The sequence below is a fragment of the Streptomyces sp. NPDC111520 genome (assembly GCF_055635295.1).
Genome location: NZ_JBVKBW010000005.1, coordinates 550,287 through 572,724, shown reverse-complemented (window position 1 = coordinate 572,724; position 22,438 = coordinate 550,287). Strand labels below are relative to the sequence as shown.

Here is a 22,438-nt window from a genome sequence, read left to right as displayed (position 1 = left end):
TCCGCGCCCACCCCGCAACCGTACGGGGCGGGCGCCAGGAGGAGACGGAAATGACCGGTCACATGTACCTCGCCTACGACTACCCGGTCCTGGGCGCGTTCTGGACGATGATGTGGATCTTCCTGTGGGTCCTGTGGATCTTCCTCATCGTCCGCGTCGTGATGGACGTCTTCCGCGACGACAGCATGAACGGATGGGCCAAGGCGGCCTGGCTGCTCTTCGTGCTCGTCCTCCCCTTCGTCGGCATCCTGGCGTACCTCCTCTTCCGCGGCTCGGGCATGGGCAAGCGCGAGGCGGAGCAGATGCACGCCCGCCAGAAGGCTTTCGACGACTACGTCCGCGAGACCGCGGGCGGCACCGGAACGGCGGCGGGCGGGGTCGACGCGCTCGCCAAGCTCTCGGAGCTGAAGGCGAAGGGCGACCTGACGGAGGAGGAGTTCCAGCGGTTCAAGGAGAAGGTCCTGCACTGAGCCGTCCTCGTCGCGCGGCGGCGCACGCCGCCGCGCGCAGCGCCGGGAGACACCATGAACGCACCGTACGGACACGCCCCGACGCAGGGGCCGGCCGACCCCGAGGAGGTGCTCGGCAAACTGGGCGGCTCCTGGGGGTGGTCGCTGGGCTTCGCCCTCGCGACGCTCGCCGCCGGGGTGATCGTGCTGGTCTGGCCGGACGAGACGCTGCACGTGCTGGCGGTCGTCATCGGCCTCTACCTGCTGGCCACGGGGGTGTTCCGCTTCGTCACGGCGTTCTCCCGGCCGGACGGCGGCAGCAGGGTGACGGCGGTCGTCGTCGCCGTCGTCGCCGTGCTCGCCGGGGTGCTCTGCCTGCGGCACCCGCTGCAGACCGCGGCCGTGCTCTCCCTCGTCCTCGGCGCGTACTGGCTGGTGTCCGGGCTGCTCGTCGGGTTCGTCGCCGTCACGGGGCGGGACATTGCGCACCGCGGCATGGCGTTCGCCGTGGCCGCGCTCGGGGTCGTCGCCGGTGTCGTCGTGCTCGCCTTCCCGGTGCAGTCGGCGGTGGCGCTCGCCCGCCTGATCGGGCTGTGGCTCGTCCTGCTCGGCCTCGCCGAGGTGGCGGCGGCGCTCGCACTGCGCTCGCTCGCCGCACGGCCGGCGCCGCCGCGCCCGCCCGGCTGATCAGGGCCCGGTGCCGTCAGGGCCCGGTGCCGCCGTCGGCCTGCGCCGGCGCCGGGGTCCGCAGCGTCTGCTCGGCCCAGATGGTCTTGCCCTCGGCGTGGTAGCGGGTGCCCCACTGGTCCGCGCAGCGGGAGATGATGAACAGGCCGCGGCCGCTCTCGTCCAGGGTGCGGGCGTGCTTGAGATGGGGCGCGCTCGCGCCCCCGTCGCTGACCTCGCAGGTCAGCGTGGCGTCCAGGACGAGCCGCAGTTGCAGGGGCGGCGCCCCGTACCGCACCGCGTTGCCGACCAGTTCGCTGACGATCAGCTCCGTGGTGAAGGCCGTCTCCTCGTCGACCCCCCACTGCGCCAGCCGGCGCCGCGCCATCGACCGTGCGATGGGCGCCGCCTCCGTGTCGCTCGGCAGCGGGCAGGTCAGCACCCGGTCGCCGGGGAACCCCCGGGTGCGGGCGAGCAGCATGAGCAGGTCCCCGGGCCGGCTGCCGTCGTTGACGGCGTACGCGAAGGCGTCGCTGAGCTCCTGCAACGGACCCCGGCCGTAGCGCTCCAGCAGGCCGTGCAGCGTCCCGGAGCGCGGGTGCAGCAGGTCCGTCAGCGAGGAGGTGCCGAACAGCAGGGTGGTGCGGTCGGGCAGGGTGACCGTGGTCGCGGTGAAGGGGGCGTTGCCCGACTCGGCCAGCAGCGGTCCGGGGGAGACGGGCAGCGCCTCGATCGCGCCGTCGGGGAAGACGGCGACCGGCTGCGGGTGCCCCGCGAGGGCGATGGTGCAGGTGAGGTCGAGCGGGTCGTAGACGGCGATGACGCACTCCGCGGTCAGCGGCTCGCGGTGCAGCGGGTCCCCGGCAGGGAGCGCCGCCCGTTCCTCCGCGAGCCGGGTCGCCGTGTCGCTCAGCCGTGCCAGCAGTTCCTCGGGCTGCAGGTCGAGCGCGGCGAGGGAGTGGATGACCGTCCGCAACTGCCCCATGGTGGTGGCGGCCTCGACGCCCCGCCCCTTGACGTCACCGGCGACCAGGGCCGTTCGTGCGCCGGGCAGGGGGATCACGTCGAACCACGCCCCGCCGCCCTCCACGCCCGGGAGGTGGAGGTGGGACGTCTCCAGCGCGATCCGCGGCGACGGCCGCTGCGGCAGCAGCCGGCGCTGCACGGTCGCGGCGATGGTGCGCTCGCGGGTGAAGCGCCGGGCGTTCTCGATGCACAGCGCCGCGTGGGTGCACACGTCCAGCGCCAGCCTCACGTCGTCCTCGTCGAAGAGGTCCTCGTCGTCGTGCCGGTAGAAGCTGACCAGGCCCAGCGCCTCACCGCGCACCGCCAGCGGCGCCACGATCAGGGAGTGCACGTTCTGCCGGCGGATCGCGTCGGCGCGGGCCGGGTCCGCCGCCAGCCACATGCTGTCCTCGTCCACCGGGACGAGCCGCGGCTTCAGATCGGCCAGCACACGGGCGAACGGGGTGCCGTACGGCAGGTGCCGGACGTCGCCCACCGGGTACGCCGACACCTTGCCGCGGTAGGCGGCCCTGCGCAGCGGCACGTCCCGGTCGACGGGGACCAGTGGCGGCACCTCGCCCCGCACGACGTCCTCCACGACCTCCACCACCACGATGCCGGCGAACGCCGGGACCACCGCCTCCGCCAGTTCCTCGCAGACCGCCACCACGTCCAGCCGCTGGCCCACCCGTTCGCGCACCGAGTCCAGCACGGCCATCCGCCGGCGGCTCGTCTGCCGCTCGGTGACGTCGGAGGCCGCGGCCACCAGTCCCAGCACCTCGCCGTGCGGGCCCTCCAGACGGAAGACGGAGGAGAGGTACATGCGCCGGTGCGCCCGCCCCTCGCCCAGCGCGCCGCGCACCAGGCGGTTGAGCACCGGTTCCCCCGTCTCCAGCACCCGCCGGGCGACCTCCTCCTCCGTCACCGGGTCGTCCAGCTGGAACACCTCGCCGAAGGGCCGTCCCGGGCTCAGCGGCGTGTCGTGCAGCGCCCGCGTCGCGCTGTTCATCCGCACCAGGCGCAGCTGGTCGTCGAGGACGTGCAGACCCACCGGGGCCTGCGTGAACATCACCTTCAGCAGCGCGGCGTCCCGCTCACCCAGGGTGTCGCCGCCGCCCGCGCGCACCTCCCACACCACGGAGGCGCCGCGTAGGAGCGGCCGGACGAGCAGCTCGCCGCGGGCCAGGGCGGAACCGGGCTCGCGCACGAGGTCGGCGACGGGACGTCCCACGGCGCCCTCGGCGGGCAGGCCGAACAACTCCTCGGCCCCCGGCCGCCACTCCACCACCCGCCCGTCCTCGTCGACGAGCAGGAGCACGTCACCGCCACCCGCCATCCGCACACACCTCCCACCTCACCCTCCTCCACCCCACCAGCCCCCGCACCCCGGCGTTTTCCCCGGGGGACGGCCCGCGGCCGGGTCCGCGTCACGAGGTGAGGAGCCGCTCGTCGGACGGTGCGGGGGAGGGCGAGGGGAACCCGTCGCCGTACCGCACCGCGATCATGGCGATGTCGTCGTCGAGCTTGACGGCGCCGCCGCCCACGTGCAGGGAGAGCCCGTCGAGCACGTGCTGGAGCAGCTCCTCCGGGCGGGAGCCCGGCCAGGCGGCCACGTGCGCCCCCAGGTCGTAGAACTGCCCGGCGTCGTTGCGGGCCTCGATGGCCCCGTCGGTGTAGAGCAGCAGCGTCGCCTCGTGGCCGAAGGGGAAGGTGTCGACGACGTAGTCGTCGGCGTTCAGGCTGCCCAGGCCGAGCGGGGGAGCGGGCACGGCCGGCGACAGCAGCAGGGTGTCGGAACGCTGCGCCATGTAGGGCGGGGGGTGTCCGCAGTTGACCATGTGGATCTCGGCGCAGTCGTCGGGGACCTCCAGGACCAGCGCGGTGATGAACCGTTCCACGGCGTCGCTGTCGGTCCGCCCGGTCTCCTCGAAGTGGCCGCGCACCGCGTGCTCCAGGTCGGCCACCAGCTCCGGGAGCGAGCCGAACTTGCGGGCGGCCCCCCGGAACGCCCCGAGCAGGGCCTCCGCGTCCTCGACCGCCGGCAGCCCCTTGCCCTTGACGTCCCCGATCAGGAAGCGCACCCCCGCGGCGCTCCTGGCCACCGCGTACAGGTCCCCGCCGATCTGCGCGTACGGATGGGAGGCGTGGTACGTCGCCCGTACGAGCAACGGCCCGATGCGCGGGGGCAACGGGCGCAGCAGGACACGCTGGATGGTGTCGGACACGATCCGCACCTCCATCAGCTCCCGGACGCTGCGGTCACGGATGCTGCGGGAGGCGATGACGAAGGCCGAGACGAGGAGGATCTCCAGCTGGTGCACGGCAGGTATGGAGGTGCCGAGCAGGTCGTCGTGCACGTCCAGCACGAAGGCGGCGACACAGGACAGCGCGGCGCTCAGGGTCGTCGTCCCCGGTCCCGCCAGCACGGCCGTGGTGGCGGGGACCACCACCATCAGCGAGGCGAGGTGCTCGGTGGGCGGCAGGATGAAGCCGGTGACGACGATGGAGCCGATCATGAACAGCGCCAGCGCCAGCGGCCCGTGGCCCTGGGTCACCTGCGTCACCCAGGAGGGGCCGGTACCGGAGCCGGGCGGAGCCGCCCGCCGCCCGGGCAGCCGCCGCAGGCGGTGCGTGAGACTGTCCTTCATCGCGGCTCCGGGTCCCCGCCGGGGCCTGGAGCCGGAGCACGAAGGTCGTCCTCCAGCGCTGCCGATCGCATACACCGAATGTACGCCCGCCAAACATCTCGGGTCATCACGGTGCTTAATGGCGCCATTCGGAAAAAGCGGACGAAACGCGGAAGGGCGACGGGCGGTCGGCCCGCGGAGGGGGCCGGGGCGACCGGGTGACGCCCGCCCTGGAAACGGCGTCCGGTGGCGCCGGCCCGGACGCCGGCCCGTGAGCGGCCCGTACGCGGGCCCGTGAGCGCCCGCTGAACCGTCAGCCCGTGAAGGCCTCGACCAGGGTCCAGGCGGCCAGGCCCGCCATGCAGACGCCGCCGACCCGCTGGATGGTCTTCAGCGGGACCTTCTTGGCGATGAACCGGCCCACCACCAGCGCGAGGGCGGAGACCGCCATCAAGGCGGCGGCCGAGCCGATCGCGGTCGGCAGCCAGCCGTTGGTGGCGGCCAGGTTGGCGGTGGTGATCTGCGTGAGGTCGCCCCACTCGCTGATGAACACGGCCGTGAAGGCGGTGGAGTACACCGGCCAGAAGCCGGTCACGGTCCTGCCGGCCTCGTCGTGGTCGTCGTCGCCCCCGCCCCGCAGCAGCACCACGGCGCCGAAGGCGAACAGGGCGGCCGAGACCAGCTTCACCGCCATGTTCGGCAGCATGCCGATCAGGCTGCCGGCGCCGACAGCGATGGCCACGTGCACGATGAAGGCGGTCGAGGTGCCGAACCAGACGTACAGCGGCCGCATGCGCGTGCCCATCGCCAGGGAGGCGAACATCGTCTTGTCCGGGAGCTCGGCGAGGAAGATCAGCCCGAAGGCGGTGACGAGCGCCAGGGGGTCGAAGGTCATTCCGGTGCTTTCTGCTGGGGCCGGACCGCGGACTCGACGGCACCCAGGGGGCGACGGGGAAGCGCCAACGGCCCGGCACGACGGAGCGGCCCGCACGGAGGCGCGGACCACGTCTTGCCTTGGCCGAAGGTCTCGTCCACCCCCGCACCAGGTGCGGCGGCCCGGTGGCCGGGACGTCCACGGACGTCCAGTGTGTCGACCAACCGGTATTGCGGGACTACTCCCCTTCGCTTCACCCAGTGTACCCAACGCTCCGGTCGGCCCCGGGCGGCGGGCGGGTGCGCCGGTGTGCGACGCCCGCACGTTCGGCCCGCGGCGCGGGATACTGGGCGCATGAAGCTGACGGTGTTCTGGGAACGGATGCGCGCGCACTTCGGGGAGGCGTACGCCGACTCCTTCGCGCGCGACCACGTGATGTCCGAGCTCGGCGGCCGGACCGTGCACCAGGCACTGGACGCGGGCTGGGCGACCAAGGACGTGTGGCGGGCGGTGTGCGCGGCCGTCGACGTTCCGGCCTCACGCCGCTGAGCACGGGTGAGACTGGGGCCGTGGCGGGAAGCGACGAGACGATAGCCGGGGCGACCGAGGGGCATCGGTCGCCGGGGGATCCCGGGGAACCGGGAAACGGAACGGGTACGGGGGAGGGGGCGGGGGGTTCGGCGATGCCGCGCTGGCTGCCGAAGGCGATGGTGCTGGCGATCGCGCTGCTGGCCGCCTTCCAGCTGGCGAACTGGGCGTTCCACCAGGTCATCGGATTGCTGGTGAACATCCTGCTGGCCTTCTTCGGCGCGCTGGCGATCGAGCCGGCGGTGGACTGGATGGCCGCGCGCGGCATGCGCAGGGGGTGGGCGACCGGGCTGGTGTTCCTGGTCGTGCTCGCCGCTGGCGGCATCTTCGTGGTGCTGCTCGGCTCCCTGCTGGTGGACCAGATCACCTCGATCGGCCGCAACCTGCCGGAGTACGTCGACGACGTGGTGGTGTGGGTCAACCAGACCTTCGGCACCGACCTGTCCGTCGGCAAGCTGCAGGAGAACGTGCTGCACTCCGACTGGCTGCGCAACTACGTGCAGCGGCAGGCGGGCAACGTGTGGGGGCTGTCGGCGACCGTCCTCGGCGGGGTCTTCCAGTTGCTGACGATCGGCCTGTTCACCTTCTACTTCGCCGCCGACGGGCCCCGGATGCGCCGCGCGGTGTGCTCGGTGCTGCCGCCGGCCCGGCAGGCCGAGGTGCTGCGGGCGTGGGAGATCGCGGTGGCCAAGACCGGCGGCTACCTGTACTCGCGGGCGCTGATGGCGCTGATCTCGGCGGTCGCCCACTACGTGCTGTTCGTGGTCATCGGAGTGCCGTACGCGCCGGCGCTGGCGGTCTGGGTCGGCGTGGTCTCGCAGTTCGTGCCGACGGTCGGCACGTACCTGGCGGGGGCCCTGCCGATGCTGATCGCGTTCACGCAGGACCCGTGGGACGCGGTGTGGGTGCTGGGCTTCGTCGTGGTCTACCAGCAGTTCGAGAACTACGTGCTGCAGCCGCGGATCACCGCGCGCACCGTCGACATCCACCCCGCGGTGGCCTTCGGGTCGGTGATCGCCGGCACCGCGCTGCTGGGGGCGGTGGGCGCGCTGGTGGCGATCCCGGCGACGGCGACGCTGCAGGGCTTCCTCGGGGCGTACGTGAAGCGGTACGCGGTCACGGACCCGCGGGCGCACGGACCGCAGCGCCGGCAGCTGCTCCGGTGGCGGTGGCGCCGGGACGGCGGGGGCAGTGGGGAAGGCGGGGACGGCGGGGACGGCCGGGGTGGTGCGGGCGACGGGGGAGCCTGAGGTTCGCGGGTCGCTTGACACGAAAATCGAACATCCATTCTCATGGATGTCGCGGGCCCGGTTCCCCGGGGGTTCCCACGGACTCCCATGGGGTTGTCCACAGGCCCGGGCGGCGTCGGGACGCATTGTCAGTGGCAGGCAGTAGCGTCATGGACGTGAAGCGAACGACTCAGACACCCAGGGTGGAACCCATGGCAGGAACCGACCGCGAGAAGGCGCTCGACGCCGCGCTCGCACAGATTGAACGGCAGTTCGGCAAGGGTGCCGTCATGCGCCTCGGCGACCGGCCGAACGAGCCCATCGAGGTCATCTCGACGGGATCCACCGCCCTGGACGTCGCGCTCGGCGTCGGCGGTCTCCCGCGCGGCCGCGTGGTGGAGGTGTACGGCCCGGAGTCCTCCGGCAAGACGACCCTGACCCTGCACGCGGTGGCCAACGCCCAGCGGGCCGGCGGCAAGGTCGCCTTCGTGGACGCCGAGCACGCCCTCGACCCCGACTACGCCAAGCGCCTCGGCGTGGACGTGGACTCCCTGCTGCTGTCCCAGCCGGACAACGGTGAGCAGGCCCTCGAGATCACCGACATGCTGATCCGCTCCGGCGCGCTGGACCTCATCGTGATCGACTCCGTGGCGGCCCTCGTGCCGCGGGCCGAGATCGAGGGCGAGATGGGCGACTCCCACGTGGGTCTGCAGGCCCGTCTGATGAGCCAGGCGCTGCGCAAGATCACCGGTGCGCTCAGCCAGTCCAAGACCACCGCGATCTTCATCAACCAGCTCCGCGAGAAGGTCGGCGTGATGTTCGGCTCCCCGGAGACCACCACCGGTGGCCGGGCGCTGAAGTTCTACGCCTCCGTGCGTCTGGACATCCGCCGCATCGAGACCCTCAAGGACGGCACGGACGCGGTCGGCAACCGCACCCGCGTCAAGGTCGTCAAGAACAAGGTCGCGCCGCCGTTCAAGCAGGCCGAGTTCGACATCCTCTACGGCCAGGGCATCAGCCGCGAGGGCGGCCTGATCGACATGGGCGTGGACCACGGCTTCATCCGCAAGTCCGGTGCCTGGTACACCTACGAGGGCGACCAGCTCGGCCAGGGCAAGGAGAACGCGCGCAACTTCCTGCGCGACAACCCCGACCTCGCCGACGAGATCGAGAAGAAGATCAAGGAGAAGCTCGGCATCGGCGTCCGGCCCGAGCCCGCGGGCGAGCAGCCCACCGATGACGCGGCCGCTCCCGCGGCGGTGACCGACCCGGCCAAGGCCGAGGCCGCGACCGTTCCGGCGCCCAAGGCCGCCAAGGCGACCAAGGCCGCGGCCGCCAAGGCCTGACGGTGGCGTCCGGGCACAAGGATCGTGGCGGCTCTTTCTTGTCGAGGGCCGAGCAAGAGCCGCCACCTGACCCCGTGGAGCAGGCGCGGGCGCTCTGCCTGCGCCTGCTCACCGGGACCCCTCGCACCCGCAAGCAGCTCGCCGACGCCATGCGCCGCCGGGAGATCCCGGAGGAAGCGGCGGAGCACGTGCTGGAGCGGTTCGAGGACGTCGGGCTGATCGACGACCAGGCGTTCGCCAACGCCTGGGTGGAGTCCCGGCACCACGGCCGTGGTCTCGCCCGGCGTGCCCTCGCCCGGGAACTGCGCACCCGGGGGGTGGACGCCGAGGCGATCGGCCAGGCCGTGGGGCAGCTCGACGCGGAGCAGGAGGAGGAGACGGCCCGCGCCCTCGTCGACCGCAAACTCCGGGCCACCCGCGGCCTGGAGAGGGAGAAGCGGATCCGCCGGCTCGCCGGGATGCTCGCCCGCAAGGGGTACGCGGAGGGGCTCGCCCTCAGGGTGGTGCGCCGCGCCCTGGAGGAGGAGGGCGAGGACCCGGAGTCGCTCGAGTACTACCTGCCCGACTGAACCTCCGTTGAGGTTCCTTGACCGTGCCTCTGAGTCGACCTAGCCTCACAACGGGTGAGGGATCGCGTCCTCAGAGATACGGGAGTTGGTGCCATGGGCATCGCGCTGGGGACCGAATCCGTGTTCACGGCCGTGGCCGTGGCGGTCACCGTGGTCGTCGCCGTCACCGCGGGCGTGCTGCTCCAGCGGCTCCGCGCCGGACGCGAACAGCTCAGGGCCGCGGCCGAGCGTGAGGCCCGGGAGATCCGGTCCGCCGCCAAGGAGGAAGTCCGCGAGATCCGGGCCGACTTGGAGCGGCGTGAGCAGCGGCTCGCCGACCGGGAGTCCCGCATCGACGCCGAGTCGGAGCAACTCCACCGGCGCCGCCGCGAACTGGCGGAGGAACGCGAGGAACTGGAGCGCCGCCGCGCCGAGCTCAACCGGCTGGAGGAGGAGCGGCGCGAGGTCCTGGAGCGCGTCGCCGCCTACACCGCCGCCGAGGCCCGCGCCGACCTCGTGCGGTCCGCCGAGCAACAGGCCAAGCGTGAGGCGGCGGTGATCGTCCGCGACATCGAGCGGGCGGCCCGCGACCGCGGCGAGGAACGCGCCCGGCGGATCGTCGCCGGGGCCATCCAGCGGGTGGCCACCGAGCAGACCGCCGAGTCCGTGGTCTCGGTGCTGCAGCTGCCGGGCGACGAGATGAAGGGGCGCATCATCGGCCGCGAGGGCCGCAACATCCGTGCCTTCGAGGCCGTCACCGGGGTCAACCTCATCATCGACGACACACCCGAGGCGGTGCTGCTCTCCTGCTTCGACCCGGTGCGCCGCGAGGTCGCCCGGCTTGCCCTCGACGCGCTCGTCACCGACGGCCGCATCCACCCGCACCGCATCGAGGAGGTCTACGAGCGCAAGCAGGCCGAGGTCGAGCAACTGTGCGTGCACCACGGCGAGGACGCCCTCACCGAGATCGGCATCACCGACATGCACCCCGAACTGGTCACGCTGCTCGGGCGGTTGCGCTACCGCACCTCCTACGGTCAGAACGTGCTCGGCCACCTCCTGGAGTCCGCCCACATCGCCGGCATGATGGCCGCCGAGCTCGGCATCGACCCGGCGGTGGCGAAGCGCGGCACGCTGCTGCACGACATCGGCAAGGCCCTCACGCACGAGGTCGAGGGCAGCCACGCCCTCATCGGCGCGGACCTGGCACGACGGCACGGCGAGTGCGAGGACGTCGTCCACTCCATCGAGGCCCATCACAACGAGGTCGACCCGCGGACCGTCGAGGCGGTCCTGACCCAGGCCGCCGACGGGATCTCCGGGGGCCGTCCCGGCGCACGCCGCGAGTCCCTGGAGAGCTACGTCCGCCGGCTCAAGCGACTGGAGCAGATCGCCGCCGCGCACGCGGGCGTCGCCAAGGTCTTCGCCATGCAGGCCGGACGCGAGATCCGGGTGATGGTGCGCCCGGAGGACGTGGACGACATCCAGGCGCAGGTCATCGCCCACGACGTGGCCAAGCAGGTCGAGGAGGAACTCACCTACCCGGGCCAGATCCGCATCACGGTCGTCCGGGAGTCCCGTGCGACGGAGTTCGCCCGCTGAGGCGTCCCCGCCCGACGGCCCGCACGGGACCGGCGGCCACAGCCGTGCGCCCGCTCCGGACCACCGCCCGGCCCCGGCCGGTCAGTGGGGGACGCGGTCCTGGACGGGGCTCGGGGGGCCGCCGCGGGCGAGGTCGGCGTAGGCGTACAGCTCGGTCGGACGGCAGCCGGTCATCACGGTCACCAGGTGGCCGTCCGGGCGGATCAGCAGCACGCTGTGCGCCGTCGACCCCGGATAGGCCTCCGTGACCAGCAGTTCCGCCCGGGTGGGCAGCGCCGCCACCGCCTTGGCCAGCCGCGGCATCAGGCCCGCGGTGAGCCAGTGGCGGCTCTCCCAGACGCCGGTGCCCGGCGCGACCAGGACGACCAGCAGGTCACGCCCGAGGCGCTCGTACAGACGCGCCCGGGAACCGTCCAGCGCCGTGACCGGCACGTCGACCACCGCACCGCCCGGGGGAGTGGCGCAGGACCCGAGCAGCGGCGACGGCGCGGCCGCCGAGGAGGCCGAGGCGGCGGCGCCCGCCCCGCGGGGCGCGGGGAGCGCGAGCGGTGAGCGGGTGTAGACCGGGGGCGCGCCGAGCGGGCCCCGGCCGAGGTGGCCGTCGGTGAGCAGTTCGGCGTACCGCCGGGCGGAGCCCGACAGCACGGAACGTCGTACGGTGTGCCAGACACCGCTGGCCCGCAGCAGCGGCAACACCTGGTCGGTGGCCCGCAGCCGCGCGCCCACCGCGCCGCGCCGCTCGGCCTGGTAGCTGTCGAGCAGGGTGTCCGAGGCCCCGTGGTGCCAGGCAAGGGAGAGCTTCCAGGCGAGGTTGTCGGCGTCGCGCAGGCCCTCCTCCAGGCCCTGCGCGCCCAGCGCGCCCATGAGGTGCGCCGCGTCGCCGGCGAGGAAGACGCGTCCGGCCCGCCAGCGCCGGGCCAGCCGCTGGTGCACCGGGTACTCGGCGGAGCCCAGCAGCTCGTACGGAGGAACGCTTCCGCACCAGGCCGTGAGGGTGCCGCGGATGCGCGAGACGAGCTCGTCGGAGGTGAGCGGCTCACCGCGCGCGGGAAGCAGCCAGTCCAGCCGCCACACTCCGTCCGGCAGCGGACGGGCCGTCACCTCCGGGCCCGCGCCCGGCCCTGGGGGCTCGCGGTGCAGCAGTGCCACGCCCTCGTCGGGCAGCGCGACCCGCAGGGCGGCCACGGCGTGCCGGTCGACCGCCGTGCGGCCGGGGAAGCGCACGCCCAGCAGCTTGCGCACGGTGGACCGCGGGCCGTCGCAGCCGATCAGATGACTCCCGCGCCACCAGGTGGCGTTGGCGCCCTTGGTGCGGACGCTGACGCCGCGCTCGTCCTGCTCGACGGCGTCGACGCGCGCCCCGGGGACGATCCGCGCCAGCGCCTGCTCGGCCAGGGCCGCGCGCAGTCCGTGTTCCAGGCGCTCCTGCCCGATGTGCAGCGGGGAGGGCCCCTGGCCGCCGGAGGCCGGGTCGCCGAACTCCACCCGGACGGTCTCCTGGCGGCGGCGCAGCGTCCGCCACGCGTCCCAGGTGGCGCCGGCCTCGTAGAGACGCCGGTGCCCCAGCCGGACCAGCAGTCCGGCGGTCTCGGGACTGAGGACGGCCGTGCGTTCCGCGGGTAGCGAGGGCGCGTGGTCGTGCTCGTCCAGCACGATGCTCGGCACGTCGTGCCGGGCCAGGCAGAGCGCGAGGGCGAGCCCGACCGGACCCGCCCCCGCGATGATCACCGGGTCCACTGCGCGGTCCCGGGAAGTTGCTCAGTCACATTGCGTATGCAACCTACTGCGCGTGCGTGCGTCAAGTGACGACACCTGCCGCGCGGTGGTGCGCCTGGCGCACCGTCACTCCGCCGCGGCCTCCACCGCCTTGATGTCACCGGCCTTCGGCGGCGCGCCCTTGCGGCTGCGGCGGCCCTGGCGCTCGATCCAGTTGGCCAGGGCGCTGAGCGCCAGGCACATCAGGATGTAGATCGGCGCCACGATGATGATCATCGGGATGAAGGGGAAGCCCGCGCTGTTCTTCGCGATGAGGTTGCCGGTGTAGAGCAGCTCCTCGTACGTGATGATGTAGCCGAGCGAGGTGTCCTTCAGGGTGACCACCAGCTGGCTGATGATCGACGGCAGCATCGCCCGGACCGCCTGGGGGATGAGCACGAAGACCATGACCTGCGTCTTGCGCAGGCCGATGGCGTAGGCGGCCTCGCGCTGCCCCTTCGGCACGGCGTTGATGCCGGCCCGGAAGATCTCGGCCTGCACCGAACCGTTGTAGAGGGTCAGCCCGATCACCAGCGCCCACAGCGGGGCCGAGGTGAAGACACCCACGTACAACGCGAAGATCATGATCAGCAGCGGCATCGCGCGGAAGAACTCCACGACGACGGTCGCCACCCAGCGCACCGGGGCGTGGTCCGACAGCCGGCCCGCCGCCAGCGCCGCGCCCAGCACCAGTGAGAAGACCGCGGAGAGCGCGAAGGCCTTCAGCGTGGCGAGCAGGCCGTCGACGATGCGCTGCTGGATGTCGGTGTACTGGAAGGGTTCCCAGAGGTACGCGGCGAACTGCCCGGAATCGTCGAGCCGCCGGTAGACGAACCACAGCAGGGCGAGGATCGCCAGGGCGGCGACCGCGCCGACGACCAGGTTGCGGACCTTGGCCCGGGGGCCGGGTGCGTCGAAGAGGACGTTCGCGCTCATCGGGCCACCGCCAGCCGGTTCTCGAGCAGTCGGAAGACCGCGCTGATGAGGAGGGTGATGATCAGGTAGGCGACCGCCACCCAGATGAAGATCGCGAAGATGTTGTAGCCCTTCTCACCGAGCGTCTTCTGCACGCTGAACAGCTCGAAGACGCTGAAGCCACCGGCGATCGCGGAGTTCTTGGTGAGCGCGATCAGCAGGCTGCCGATGGGCGGCAGCACGGTCCGGGTGGCCTGCGGCAGGATGATCAGCCGCAGGGTCTGGGTGAAGGTCATCCCGAGGCTGCGGGCGGCCTCGGCCTGCCCGAGCGGGACGGTGTTGATGCCCGAGCGCACGGCCTCGCAGATGAACGCCGAGGTGTAGCAGCTCAGGGCGAGCACGGCGAGCCGGAAGAAGCTCCAGGTGTTCAGCCCCAGGCGGGGCAGCACCAGCGCCGCGATGAAGAAGAGCAGGGTCAGCGGGGTGTTGCGCAGCAGTGTCACCCAGACCGTGCCGAAGGCGCGCAGCGGCGGCACCGGGGACACCCGGAACGCGGCCATGATCACCCCGAGCACCAGGGCGATCGCCCCGCTGAGCGCGGTCAGCTCCACCGTGCCGAGGAACCCCTCGCGGAAGAGCGCGAAGTTGTCCAGCAGTACGTTCATCGATTCTCCGAAAGGGGCGCGCCGGCGGCCGCTCCTGGCCGCCGGCGCATCAGGCTCGGGCCGTGCCGGGGAGGGAGGACGGGACCCGGGTCAGGCCGGGTCCCGGCCGCTTCAGGACTGGAGCTGCGGGATCTCGGCGCTCACGCCGGACTTGCCGAGCGTGGCGTCGTACGCCTTCTTCCAGTCGCCGTTGTCCTCGTGGTTCTTCAGGGCGTTGGTGAGGGCGTCCTGGAAGACCTTGTCGTCCTTGGCCAGGCCGACGCCGTAGGGCTCCTCGGAGAACGGCTTGCCGACGACCTCGAGGTTGGCCGGGTCCTGCGCGGCGTAGCCCTTGAGGATGGCGTCGTCCGTGGTCACCGCGTCCACCTGGCCGGAGGCGAGGTTCTGCACGCACAGGGAGTACGAGTCGTACTCGACCGGCTCGGCGCCGTAGCCGCCGTCCTTGATGCGCTGGATGGAGGTGGAGCCGGTCGCCGAGCAGACCTTCTTGCCCTTGAGGTCGTCCGTGCTCTTGATGTTGCTGCCCTTCTTGACCAGGAGGTCCTGGCCCGCGACGAAGTACGGGCCGGCGAAGGAGACGGACTTCTTGCGCTCGTCGTTGATCGTGTACGTGCCGACGTAGTAGTCGACCTGGCCACCGGACAGGGCGGTCTCGCGGTTGGCCGACTGGATCGTCTTGAACTCGATCTTGCTCTCGTCGAAGCCGAGGTCGGCGGCGATCATCTTGGCGATCTCGATGTCGAAGCCGGAGTACTTCTTGCTGCCCGGGTCCTGGTAGCCCAGGTTCGGCTGGTCGGCCTTGACGCCGACCACGAGCTTGCCGTTCTTCTTGACCCGGTCCCAGGTCTTGGACCCGGCCAGGTCCACCCCGGTCTTGACGGTGTAGGTGGGCAGCTCGGCGGCGGCCGCGCTGCTGGAGCCGCTCTTGTCGGGGGTGCTCGAGGAGGAGGGCGAGCCCTCCTTGCCGCACGCGGTGGCGGTCGCGGTGAGGGCCAGGACGGCCAGACCGGCGGCGGCAGTGGTACGGAACCTCATGGTGATCATCCTTAGGGTCGCAGAACCGTCGGTGTCGGTCTCAGTGGTGAAGGATCTTCGAGAGGAAGTCCTTGGCCCGGTCGCTCCGGGGGTTGCTGAAGAACTGGTCGGGCGTCGCCTGCTCGACGATCCGCCCGTCCGCCATGAAGACGACGCGGTTGGCGGCGGAGCGGGCGAAGCCCATCTCGTGGGTGACGACCACCATCGTCATCCCGTCGCGTGCGAGCTGCTGCATGACCTCCAGCACCTCGTTGATCATCTCCGGGTCGAGCGCCGAGGTCGGCTCGTCGAAGAGCATGACCTTCGGCTCCATGGCCAGTGCGCGGGCGATCGCCACGCGCTGCTGCTGGCCTCCGGAGAGCTGGGCCGGGTACTTGTCCGCCTGGCTGCCCACGCCCACCCGGTCCAGCAGGGCGCGGGCGCGGTCCTCGGCGGCCTTCTTCCCTGCCTTGCGCACCTTGACCTGGCCGAGCGTGACGTTCTCCAGGACCGTCTTGTGCGCGAAGAGGTTGAAGGACTGGAAGACCATGCCGACGTCGGCGCGCAGCCGGGCCAGCTCCCTGCCCTCCTGGGGCAGCGGCTTCCCGTCGATCGTGATCAGGCCCGAGTCGATCGTCTCCAGGCGGTTGACCGCCCGGCACAGCGTCGACTTGCCCGACCCCGAGGGGCCGATGACGACCACCACCTCGCCGCGGCCGATCGTGAGGTTGATGTCCTGGAGCACGTGCAGCGCGCCGAAGTGCTTGTTCACGTCCTTCAGTACGACCAGGTCGTCGGGCGCCGTCACGGCGTCCTCGGTCACCGGCACTTCGGTCATCGGCGTGTGCTCCATCCTCGTCGGTTGACCAGACCTTGGCGATCACCCTATTGACGCCCGGCAAACGGAGTCAGCACATCTGAGGGGAACTTGAGCATCACGATCCGGTCACCGACTGGAACAAATCCGGCACTGTGGGTGAGCCCGGCCGGTTGTGCAGCGTACCGGCTCCGTAACAGTCGCCACACAGGGCCGGGCGGCGCTTGACGCGCACGTGGCCCATCGGCGTGTATTCGATGGTGGAGCATGAAGGCGAAAGACGTCGAGCGCCGGGTCGCGGGAGGTGAACGGATGAGACTGCTGCTCGTGGAGGACGACCACCGGGTCGCCGCCGCGTTGTCGGCCGTACTGGCCAAGCACGGGCTGCAGGTCACCCATGCCCGCAGCGGCGAGGAGGCGCTGCACGCGCTGCTGCCCGACCACGGGCCCGGCTTCGACGTGGTCCTGCTGGACCTCGGCCTGCCCGACCAGGACGGCTTCGAGGTGTGCAGCCGCATCCGGCTGCGCACCGCCATCCCCGTGATCATGGTGACCGCCCGTGCCGACGTGCGGTCCCGGATCCACGGACTCAACCTCGGTGCCGACGACTACGTGGTGAAGCCGTACGACACCGGGGAGCTGCTCGCCCGCATCCACGCCGTCTGCCGCCGCAAGGCGCAGGAGGCGCCCGCGGGTCCGGAGGCGGAGGGCGCGGAGACGCCGGACGTGATCGTGCTCGGCCCGGTCCGGGTGGAGCCGGCCACCCGCAAGGTGACGGTCGGCGACGAGCCCGTGGCGCTGACCCGCAAGGAGTTCGACCTGCTCGCGATGCTCGCGCAGCGGCCCGGAGTGGTCTTCCGCCGTGAGCAGATCATCAGCGAGGTGTGGCGGACGAGTTGGGAGGGGACCGGGCGCACCCTCGAGGTGCACGTGGCGTCCCTGCGGTCCAAACTGCGTCTGCCCTCCCTGATCGAGACCGTCCGCGGGGTCGGCTACCGCCTCGTCGTCCCCTCCGGCTAGGAGGCCGTTCCCCCGTGCATGCCCGGCTGCTGCCGCTGCTCATCGTGCTGATGGCCGGTGTGCTGCTGGCCCTCGGCTTCCCGCTCGCCGCCAGCCTGGCCGCCACCCAGCAGCAGCGGGTCGTCGTCGACCGCATCGACGACACCGCGCGCTTCGCCGCGCTCGCGCAGTACGTCAGCACCGACGGCGGCGGCGAACGGGAGAGCACGCTGCGGGCCGAGATGCTGCAGTACCACGAGGTGTACGGCATCAGGGCCGGCGTCTTCGACCGCGACGGCAAGCCGGTCACCTCGGCCCCGGCCGGCTGGACGCTGCCCACCGGCGGCGAGGCGTACAACGCGTACAGCGAGGCACTCGCCGGGCGGCGCAGCCACGACCCCAAGCAGATCTGGCCCTGGCAGCACCGCTCCCTGCCGGTCGCCTCCCCGGTCGTCCGGGACGGCGACGTCGTCGCGGTGGTGCTCACCGACTCGCCGACCGGCGCGATGCGCTCGCGCATCCTGCGCGGCTGGCTGCTGCTCGCGGCCGGCGAACTGGCCGCCATGATCGTGGCCGTCATGGCCTCGTTCCGGCTCACCGGCTGGGTGCTGCGCCCCGTCCGGGTGCTGGACCGGGTCACCCACGACATCGCCACCGGCCGGATGAAGTCCCGCGTGGCGGTCTCCGGCGGGCCGCCGGAACTGCGTCGCCTTGCCCGGTCGTTCAACGAGATGGCGGACAACGTCGAGGAAGTCCTCGACCAGCAGCGGGCCTTCGTCGCCGACGCCTCCCACCAGCTGCGCAACCCGCTGTCCGCGCTGCTGCTGCGGATCGAGCTGCTCGGCCTGGAACTGCCCGACGGGCACGAGGAGATCGCCTCGGTCCGGGAGGAGGGCAAGCGGCTCGCCTCGGTCCTGGACGACCTGCTGGGCCTGGCCACCGCCGAGCACGCGGAGGCCAACCTCGCCCTCACCGACATCGCCGCCCTCGCCGCGGAACGCGTCGAGGCGTGGCGGCCGGTCGCCGAGCGCGACGGCGTGGAACTCTCCTACGCCGGCGCCGCCGCCGTGACCGGCTGGGCGGACCCGGTGGCGCTGTCCAGCGCCCTCGACGCGGTGATCGACAACGCCGTGAAGTTCACGCCGGACGGTGAGGGCGTCACCGTCACCACCGCGCTGCGGGGCCGCCCCGGTGCCATCGACGTCACCGTCGCCGACGGCGGCCCGGGCCTCACCGAGGACGAACTCGCCCGGATCGGCGACCGCTTCTGGCGCAGCCCGCGGCACCAGAACGTGGACGGCTCGGGCCTCGGGCTGTCCATCGCGCGGGTGCTGCTGGCCCAGGGCGGCGGCAGCATCGCCTACGCCCCGAACGAGCCGCACGGGCTGCGGGTCACCCTCACGGTGCCGCGAACGGCTCCCTGAGCCCGGGACCGGCCTGGCGGGCCAGCGGGTTGGACCCGATCGAGTTGTGGATGCTGAAGTTGACCGCGTCCGAGCGGTAGCGGTCGTCCGACCACTCCACCGGCCGGCCCTTCTGCGTGGTGGTCACCCGGCGCACCCGCAGCAGCGGGCTGCCGCGCCGCACGCCCAGCAGTCCGCTGTCCCGGGTGCCGGCCGCGACCGCGTCGATCAGGTGCTCGCCGTAGGCGAAGACCAGGCCCATGTCGTCGTAGAGCCGCTGGGTGACGGACTCGCAGTCCGGCTCTATGCGCAGCACCGCGGGGGCGATCCAGTCGGCGTAGACCGTGCGCTCCACCAGGACGCGCTCGCCGTCGAGTCCGCGTACCCGCAGCACGTACAGCACGTCCGTGCCCGCGCGCAGGTGCAGGCGCGTGGCGTCCTCCGCGGTGGCCGGCCGGGTCTCGGTGCGGACCACGGTGCCGGAGGCGGCACGGCCCATGGCCCGCGCCCACTGCGCGAAGCTGCGCAGTTCCGCGAAGCTCTGGCTGCGTCGGCTGGCCAGCACGACGCGGCGGGCCCCCTGACGGGAGCCGATCAGCCCCTCCGCGGTCAGTGCGGCGACCGCCTGGCGCACCGTGCCGCGGGAGACGCCGTACCGGGCGGCCAGTTCGGTCTCCGGGGGGAGCAGGGCACCGACCGTGTACTCCTCGTCGTCGATGGCCCGCCGGAGCTCCTCGGCGATCTCCTCGTGCCGCGCCGCCACCGCGTCCCCTTCCGTTCATGCACCGTCTGCGCACAACTTTGCCCAGCGTAGACGAGCTTGCCGCCGATCGCGCGAAGGGGTCGGCCGCTTGCCGGGCTCTTCACGAGGCCCTTGGCCGAAAAGGGACGACTGCCCTCTGCAGGCTTGCCGGGGTTTTCCCGCCGTTTACGGAAAGGCCATTGACGCACGGCCTACTGAAGGCCAACTTGTTCGGACAAGTTGAAGCGCTCCCCGACCTCCCTGCCTTTCAGCACCCACTTCCCTCCAGGAGACCTCCGTGCCCGCGTCCCTCCCGAAGGCGGCCGCACTCGCCGCCGGCCTCGCCGTGACCGCGCTGGCTCTCAGCGCCTGCGGCTCGGCCCCCACCACGCAGACCGCCGCCGACGGCAAGAACGGCAAGAGCGCGGCCACCGCGACCTCCGCCGAGGAATTCGGCGGCATGGACGCCCTGGTCGCCGCCGCCAAGAAGGAGGGCACGCTCAACGCGATCGCCCTGCCCCGCGACTGGGCCAACTACGGCGCGCTGATCGACGGCTTCACCAAGAAGTACGGGATCAAGATCCAGAACGAGACCCCGGACGCCGCCAGCCAGGACGAGATCAACGCCGTCACCTCCCGCAAGGGCCAGGACCGCGCCCCCGACGTCCTCGACCTCGGCGCGTCCTTCGCGATCAGCGGTGCCCAGCAGGGCCTGTTCGCCTCCTACAAGGTCGCCTCCTACGACGACATCCCGGCCGCCCAGAAGGACGCCCAGGCCCGCTGGTACAACGACTACGGCGGCTACGTCTCCATCGGCTGCGACGCCAAGCGCGTCAAGAACTGCCCGACCACCTTCGCCGACCTCCTCAAGCCCGAGTACAAGGGCCAGGTCGCGATGAACGGCAACCCGACCAAGTCCGGCTCCGCGTTCGGCGGCGTCTACGCGGCGGCGCTGGCCAACGGCGGCTCCTTCGACGACATCCAGCCCGGCATCGACTTCTTCGGCAAGCTGAAGAAGAACGGCAACTACAACCCCGTCGAGTCCACCCCGGCCACGGTCGAGAAGGGTGAGACCCCGATCAGCATCGACTGGGACTACCTCAACGCCGGCTACGCCGAGGAGTTCGCCAGCAAGAGCGTGGACTGGAAGGTCTCCGTCCCGAGCGACGGCCAGTACGCCCAGTACTACGCGCAGGCGATCAACAAGGACGCCCCGCACCCGGCGGCCGCCCGCCTGTGGCAGGAGTACCTCTACAGCGCCGAGGGCCAGAACCTGTGGCTCGCCGGCTTCGCCCGCCCCGTCCTGATGCCCGCCATGGACAAGGCCGGCACCCTGGACAAGACCGCCGCCGCCAAGCTCCCCCCGGTCGCCGGCACCCCGTCCTTCCCGACGGACGACCAGCAGAACAAGGCCAAGGAAGTCCTGGCCCAGGGCTGGGGCAAGGCCGTCTCCGGATGACCGACCCGATGACCGCCACCACGGCGCCCGTCGCCGCCGCCGCCGGGGCCACCGCCCCGGCGCGGCGGCGCCCGGCCGGCTGGCTCGCGGTGCTCCCGCTGCTCGTCTTCGTGGCGATCAGCTTCGGGGCCCCCGCGGTCGCCATGGTCAACGGCGCCTTCACCGTCAAGGACCCCGCGAGCGGGACCTCCTCGTACACCACGGCCAACCTGACGGCCTCCTTGCAGGGCGCGTACCTGACCGCCCTGTGGGGCAGCGTGAAGCTCTCCGGGCTCTCCGCCGCCATCGGCGCGGTGCTCGGGTTGCTGCTCGCCCAGGCCGTGGTGACCTCGCGGTTCCGCGCGCTGCGCGAAGCCGTGCTGACCGCGTCCGGCGTGCTCGCCAACTTCGGCGGGGTGCCGCTGGCCTTCGCCTTCGTGGCGACCCTGGGCAACGCCGGTGTCCTCACCCGCCACCTGGGTCTCGACGAACACGGCTGGAGCCTCTACAGCTTCTGGGGCCTGGTCATCGTCTACCTCTACTTCCTCATCCCCCTCATGGTGCTCACCGTGACCCCGGCGCTGGAGGGGCTGCGCGTCCAGTGGCGCGAGGCCGCCCAGAACAACGGCGCCACCGCCGGCCAGTACTGGCGGCACGTCGCCCTGCCCGTGCTGGCCCCCTCGCTCCTCGGTGGCCTGGTCCTGCTCTTCGGCAGCGCCTTCGCCGCCTACGCCACCGCTGCGGCGATGGTCGGCAGCTCGGTGCCGCTGATCACCCTGCAGATCGCCGACGCCATCTCCGGCAACGTCCTGGTCGGACAGGAGAACGTGGCGCTCGCCCTGAGCCTCGACATGATCGTCGTCGCCGGCCTGGTCATGGCGGTCTACCTGCCCCTGCAACGACGGAGCGCGCGATGGCTGGTCTGACGGGCACACGGATCCGGCCCTGGCGCGGTGTCGTCCTCGCCGGTGCCGGCCTCTACTTCCTGGTGCCGCTGGCCGCCTCGGTGCTCTTCACCGTGGACGTCCCCGGCAAGGGCGTCACCTTCGACGCGTACGGGCAGATCCTCAAGGCGGAGGGCTTCACCTCCAGCCTGCTGCTCTCCCTGGAGCTCGCGGCCGCCACCATCGCGGTCGTCCTGCTGCTGATGGTCCCCGCCATGGTCGCGCTGCGCCTGTCCGCGCCCCGGCTGCGCCCGCTGGTCGAGGTGATCTGCTCGCTGCCGCTGGTGGTGCCGCCGATCGCGCTGGTCGCCGGCGTCAGCAGTGTGCTGCGCTGGGGCCCCGAGCACCTGGCCAGCACGCCGTTCTTCCAGACCTTCGTGGCCATCCAGAACCCGTCCTTCCCGGTCGTCCTGGTGCTCACGTACGTCGTCATGGCGCTGCCCTTCGTGTTCCGGGCCCTGGACGCCGGGCTGCGGGCGGTGGACGTCCGCACCCTCGTCGAGGCCGCCCGGTCCTGCGGGGCGAACTGGCCGGCCGCGCTGGTCCGGGTGGTGCTGCCGAACCTGCGCGGGGCGCTGCTCAACGCCTCCTTCCTCACCCTCGCCCTGGTGCTCGGCGAGTTCACCGTCGCACAGCTGCTGGGCTTCCAGCCCTTCGCGGTGTGGATCGTCACGGTCAGCGGCTCGCAGGCCCAGCTGTCGGTGGCCGTCTCGGTGCTCAGCCTGCTGGTCACCTGGCTGCTGCTGCTCGTCCTGGCCGCCGTCGGCGGACGCCGCCCCACCTCACGTACCGCCTCCCGGAAGTGACCGAGA

20 protein-coding genes and 1 pseudogene are annotated in these 22,438 nt (G+C 72.1%); 12 read left to right on the top strand and 9 right to left on the bottom strand.

Annotated elements, in window-relative coordinates; translation table 11 throughout:
• Window positions 1-50: 50 nt before the first annotated feature.
• Together ACZ7MY_RS14825 and ACZ7MY_RS14820 are read left to right on the top strand one after the other, a co-directional pair.
• Window positions 51-470 (top strand): SHOCT domain-containing protein, encoded by a 420-nt coding sequence (locus tag ACZ7MY_RS14825; RefSeq protein ID WP_499601952.1) that lies wholly within the window; start codon window positions 51-53, stop codon window positions 468-470.
• 54 nt (window positions 471-524) lie between these two features.
• Window positions 525-1,136 carry an HdeD family acid-resistance protein gene (locus ACZ7MY_RS14820; RefSeq protein WP_499601951.1) on the top strand — a complete coding sequence of 204 codons (612 nt, stop codon included), beginning with the start codon at window positions 525-527 and terminating at the stop codon, window positions 1,134-1,136.
• A 16-nt stretch (window positions 1,137-1,152) separates the two neighbouring features.
• Here the strand turns inward: ACZ7MY_RS14820 and ACZ7MY_RS14815 are convergent, their stop codons facing one another.
• From ACZ7MY_RS14815 to ACZ7MY_RS14805, 3 genes are all read right to left on the bottom strand, one after another.
• Entirely contained in the window at window positions 1,153-3,456 is a 2,304-nt protein-coding gene (locus tag ACZ7MY_RS14815) for a SpoIIE family protein phosphatase (RefSeq protein WP_499601950.1), read from the bottom strand.
• A gap of 91 nt (window positions 3,457-3,547) precedes the next feature.
• Window positions 3,548-4,768 (bottom strand): PP2C family protein-serine/threonine phosphatase, encoded by a 1,221-nt coding sequence (locus ACZ7MY_RS14810; RefSeq protein ID WP_499601948.1) that lies wholly within the window; start codon window positions 4,766-4,768, stop codon window positions 3,548-3,550.
• A 292-nt stretch (window positions 4,769-5,060) separates the two neighbouring features.
• Entirely contained in the window at window positions 5,061-5,642 is a 582-nt protein-coding gene (locus tag ACZ7MY_RS14805; RefSeq protein WP_499601947.1) for a TMEM165/GDT1 family protein, read from the bottom strand.
• Between the two features lie 333 nt (window positions 5,643-5,975).
• Between ACZ7MY_RS14805 and ACZ7MY_RS14800 the strand changes: the two genes are divergently transcribed.
• From ACZ7MY_RS14800 to rny, 5 genes and pseudogenes are all read left to right on the top strand, one after another.
• A complete protein-coding gene (locus tag ACZ7MY_RS14800) occupies window positions 5,976-6,170 on the top strand; it encodes a DUF3046 domain-containing protein (RefSeq protein WP_499601946.1) in 195 nt (64 codons plus the stop codon).
• A 134-nt stretch (window positions 6,171-6,304) separates the two neighbouring features.
• On the top strand, window positions 6,305-7,459 hold the full coding sequence (locus ACZ7MY_RS14795) for an AI-2E family transporter (protein ID WP_499601944.1): 1,155 nt from the start codon (window positions 6,305-6,307) through the stop codon (window positions 7,457-7,459).
• Between the two features lie 191 nt (window positions 7,460-7,650).
• Window positions 7,651-8,784: a recombinase RecA gene (recA, locus tag ACZ7MY_RS14790; RefSeq protein WP_499601943.1), complete on the top strand. Its 1,134-nt coding sequence runs from the start codon at window positions 7,651-7,653 to the stop codon at window positions 8,782-8,784.
• Window positions 8,694-9,353 (top strand): annotated as a pseudogene (recX, locus tag ACZ7MY_RS14785) (recombination regulator RecX); the annotation flags it as partial. The gene recA and the pseudogene recX, both read left to right, overlap by 91 nt.
• 93 nt (window positions 9,354-9,446) lie before the next feature.
• Window positions 9,447-10,934: a ribonuclease Y gene (gene rny / locus ACZ7MY_RS14780; RefSeq protein ID WP_499601941.1), complete on the top strand. Its 1,488-nt coding sequence runs from the start codon at window positions 9,447-9,449 to the stop codon at window positions 10,932-10,934.
• An 81-nt stretch (window positions 10,935-11,015) separates the two neighbouring features.
• Here the strand turns inward: rny and ACZ7MY_RS14775 are convergent, their stop codons facing one another.
• From ACZ7MY_RS14775 to ACZ7MY_RS14755, 5 genes are all read right to left on the bottom strand, one after another.
• On the bottom strand, window positions 11,016-12,671 hold the full coding sequence (locus ACZ7MY_RS14775) for an FAD-dependent monooxygenase (RefSeq protein WP_499601940.1): 1,656 nt from the start codon (window positions 12,669-12,671) through the stop codon (window positions 11,016-11,018).
• 105 nt (window positions 12,672-12,776) lie between these two features.
• The gene (locus ACZ7MY_RS14770) at window positions 12,777-13,625 is read right to left on the bottom strand and encodes an amino acid ABC transporter permease (RefSeq protein ID WP_499601939.1); all 849 of its coding nucleotides are present in this window, start codon (window positions 13,623-13,625) and stop codon (window positions 12,777-12,779) included.
• Window positions 13,622-14,269: an amino acid ABC transporter permease gene (locus ACZ7MY_RS14765; RefSeq protein ID WP_499601938.1), complete on the bottom strand. Its 648-nt coding sequence runs from the start codon at window positions 14,267-14,269 to the stop codon at window positions 13,622-13,624. The genes ACZ7MY_RS14770 and ACZ7MY_RS14765 overlap by 4 nt, the downstream gene beginning before the upstream one ends.
• 111 nt (window positions 14,270-14,380) lie before the next feature.
• Complete coding sequence (locus tag ACZ7MY_RS14760; protein ID WP_499601937.1) at window positions 14,381-15,304, bottom strand: glutamate ABC transporter substrate-binding protein; 924 nt, start codon at window positions 15,302-15,304, stop codon at window positions 14,381-14,383.
• 40 nt (window positions 15,305-15,344) lie between these two features.
• The gene (locus ACZ7MY_RS14755) at window positions 15,345-16,121 is read right to left on the bottom strand and encodes an amino acid ABC transporter ATP-binding protein (RefSeq protein ID WP_499601936.1); all 777 of its coding nucleotides are present in this window, start codon (window positions 16,119-16,121) and stop codon (window positions 15,345-15,347) included.
• A gap of 291 nt (window positions 16,122-16,412) precedes the next feature.
• On the opposite strand from ACZ7MY_RS14755, the gene ACZ7MY_RS14750 reads away from it, so the two are divergent.
• Both ACZ7MY_RS14750 and ACZ7MY_RS14745 read left to right on the top strand, forming a co-directional pair.
• Window positions 16,413-17,120, top strand: coding sequence for a response regulator transcription factor (locus ACZ7MY_RS14750; RefSeq protein WP_499601934.1), 708 nt, complete (start codon window positions 16,413-16,415; stop codon window positions 17,118-17,120).
• A 14-nt stretch (window positions 17,121-17,134) separates the two neighbouring features.
• Window positions 17,135-18,523, top strand: a complete 1,389-nt coding sequence (locus ACZ7MY_RS14745) for a sensor histidine kinase (protein ID WP_499601933.1) — start codon at window positions 17,135-17,137, stop codon at window positions 18,521-18,523.
• Here the strand turns inward: ACZ7MY_RS14745 and ACZ7MY_RS14740 are convergent.
• Window positions 18,498-19,265, bottom strand: coding sequence for a GntR family transcriptional regulator (locus ACZ7MY_RS14740; RefSeq protein ID WP_499601932.1), 768 nt, complete (start codon window positions 19,263-19,265; stop codon window positions 18,498-18,500). The two genes, ACZ7MY_RS14745 and ACZ7MY_RS14740, sit on opposite strands and share 26 nt — an antisense overlap.
• Before the next feature lie 277 nt (window positions 19,266-19,542).
• Between ACZ7MY_RS14740 and ACZ7MY_RS14735 the strand changes: the two genes are divergently transcribed.
• Genes ACZ7MY_RS14735 through ACZ7MY_RS14725 form a run of 3 tightly spaced genes read left to right on the top strand, consistent with a single transcriptional unit; the run spans window position 19,543 to window position 22,432 of the window.
• Window positions 19,543-20,703, top strand: a complete 1,161-nt coding sequence (locus ACZ7MY_RS14735; RefSeq protein ID WP_499601931.1) for an ABC transporter substrate-binding protein — start codon at window positions 19,543-19,545, stop codon at window positions 20,701-20,703.
• Window positions 20,700-21,608 carry an ABC transporter permease gene (locus tag ACZ7MY_RS14730; RefSeq protein ID WP_499601929.1) on the top strand — a complete coding sequence of 303 codons (909 nt, stop codon included), beginning with the start codon at window positions 20,700-20,702 and terminating at the stop codon, window positions 21,606-21,608. Before ACZ7MY_RS14735 ends, ACZ7MY_RS14730 begins: the two co-directional genes overlap by 4 nt.
• The gene (locus tag ACZ7MY_RS14725) at window positions 21,596-22,432 is read left to right on the top strand and encodes an ABC transporter permease (RefSeq protein WP_499601928.1); all 837 of its coding nucleotides are present in this window, start codon (window positions 21,596-21,598) and stop codon (window positions 22,430-22,432) included. The genes ACZ7MY_RS14730 and ACZ7MY_RS14725 overlap by 13 nt, the downstream gene beginning before the upstream one ends.
• The last annotated feature ends 6 nt before the right edge of the window (window positions 22,433-22,438 follow it).

What these genes read in the sequence shown, in the direction of transcription:
- ACZ7MY_RS14825 (WP_499601952.1), top strand. Translation starts at nt 51, where the DNA reads ATGACCGGTCACATGTACCTCGCCTACGACTACCCGGTCCTGGGCGCG.
- ACZ7MY_RS14820 (WP_499601951.1), top strand. Translation starts at nt 525, where the DNA reads ATGAACGCACCGTACGGACACGCCCCGACGCAGGGGCCGGCCGACCCC.
- ACZ7MY_RS14815 (WP_499601950.1), bottom strand. Translation starts at nt 3,456, where the DNA reads ATGGCGGGTGGCGGTGACGTGCTCCTGCTCGTCGACGAGGACGGGCGG.
- ACZ7MY_RS14810 (WP_499601948.1), bottom strand. Translation starts at nt 4,768, where the DNA reads ATGAAGGACAGTCTCACGCACCGCCTGCGGCGGCTGCCCGGGCGGCGG.
- ACZ7MY_RS14805 (WP_499601947.1), bottom strand. Translation starts at nt 5,642, where the DNA reads ATGACCTTCGACCCCCTGGCGCTCGTCACCGCCTTCGGGCTGATCTTC.
- ACZ7MY_RS14800 (WP_499601946.1), top strand. Translation starts at nt 5,976, where the DNA reads ATGAAGCTGACGGTGTTCTGGGAACGGATGCGCGCGCACTTCGGGGAG.
- ACZ7MY_RS14795 (WP_499601944.1), top strand. Translation starts at nt 6,305, where the DNA reads ATGCCGCGCTGGCTGCCGAAGGCGATGGTGCTGGCGATCGCGCTGCTG.
- recA (WP_499601943.1), top strand. Translation starts at nt 7,651, where the DNA reads ATGGCAGGAACCGACCGCGAGAAGGCGCTCGACGCCGCGCTCGCACAG.
- rny (WP_499601941.1), top strand. Translation starts at nt 9,447, where the DNA reads ATGGGCATCGCGCTGGGGACCGAATCCGTGTTCACGGCCGTGGCCGTG.
- ACZ7MY_RS14770 (WP_499601939.1), bottom strand. Translation starts at nt 13,625, where the DNA reads ATGAGCGCGAACGTCCTCTTCGACGCACCCGGCCCCCGGGCCAAGGTC.
- ACZ7MY_RS14765 (WP_499601938.1), bottom strand. Translation starts at nt 14,269, where the DNA reads ATGAACGTACTGCTGGACAACTTCGCGCTCTTCCGCGAGGGGTTCCTC.
- ACZ7MY_RS14760 (WP_499601937.1), bottom strand. Translation starts at nt 15,304, where the DNA reads ATGAGGTTCCGTACCACTGCCGCCGCCGGTCTGGCCGTCCTGGCCCTC.
- ACZ7MY_RS14755 (WP_499601936.1), bottom strand. Translation starts at nt 16,121, where the DNA reads ATGACCGAAGTGCCGGTGACCGAGGACGCCGTGACGGCGCCCGACGAC.
- ACZ7MY_RS14750 (WP_499601934.1), top strand. Translation starts at nt 16,413, where the DNA reads ATGAGACTGCTGCTCGTGGAGGACGACCACCGGGTCGCCGCCGCGTTG.
- ACZ7MY_RS14730 (WP_499601929.1), top strand. Translation starts at nt 20,700, where the DNA reads ATGACCGACCCGATGACCGCCACCACGGCGCCCGTCGCCGCCGCCGCC.
- ACZ7MY_RS14725 (WP_499601928.1), top strand. Translation starts at nt 21,596, where the DNA reads ATGGCTGGTCTGACGGGCACACGGATCCGGCCCTGGCGCGGTGTCGTC.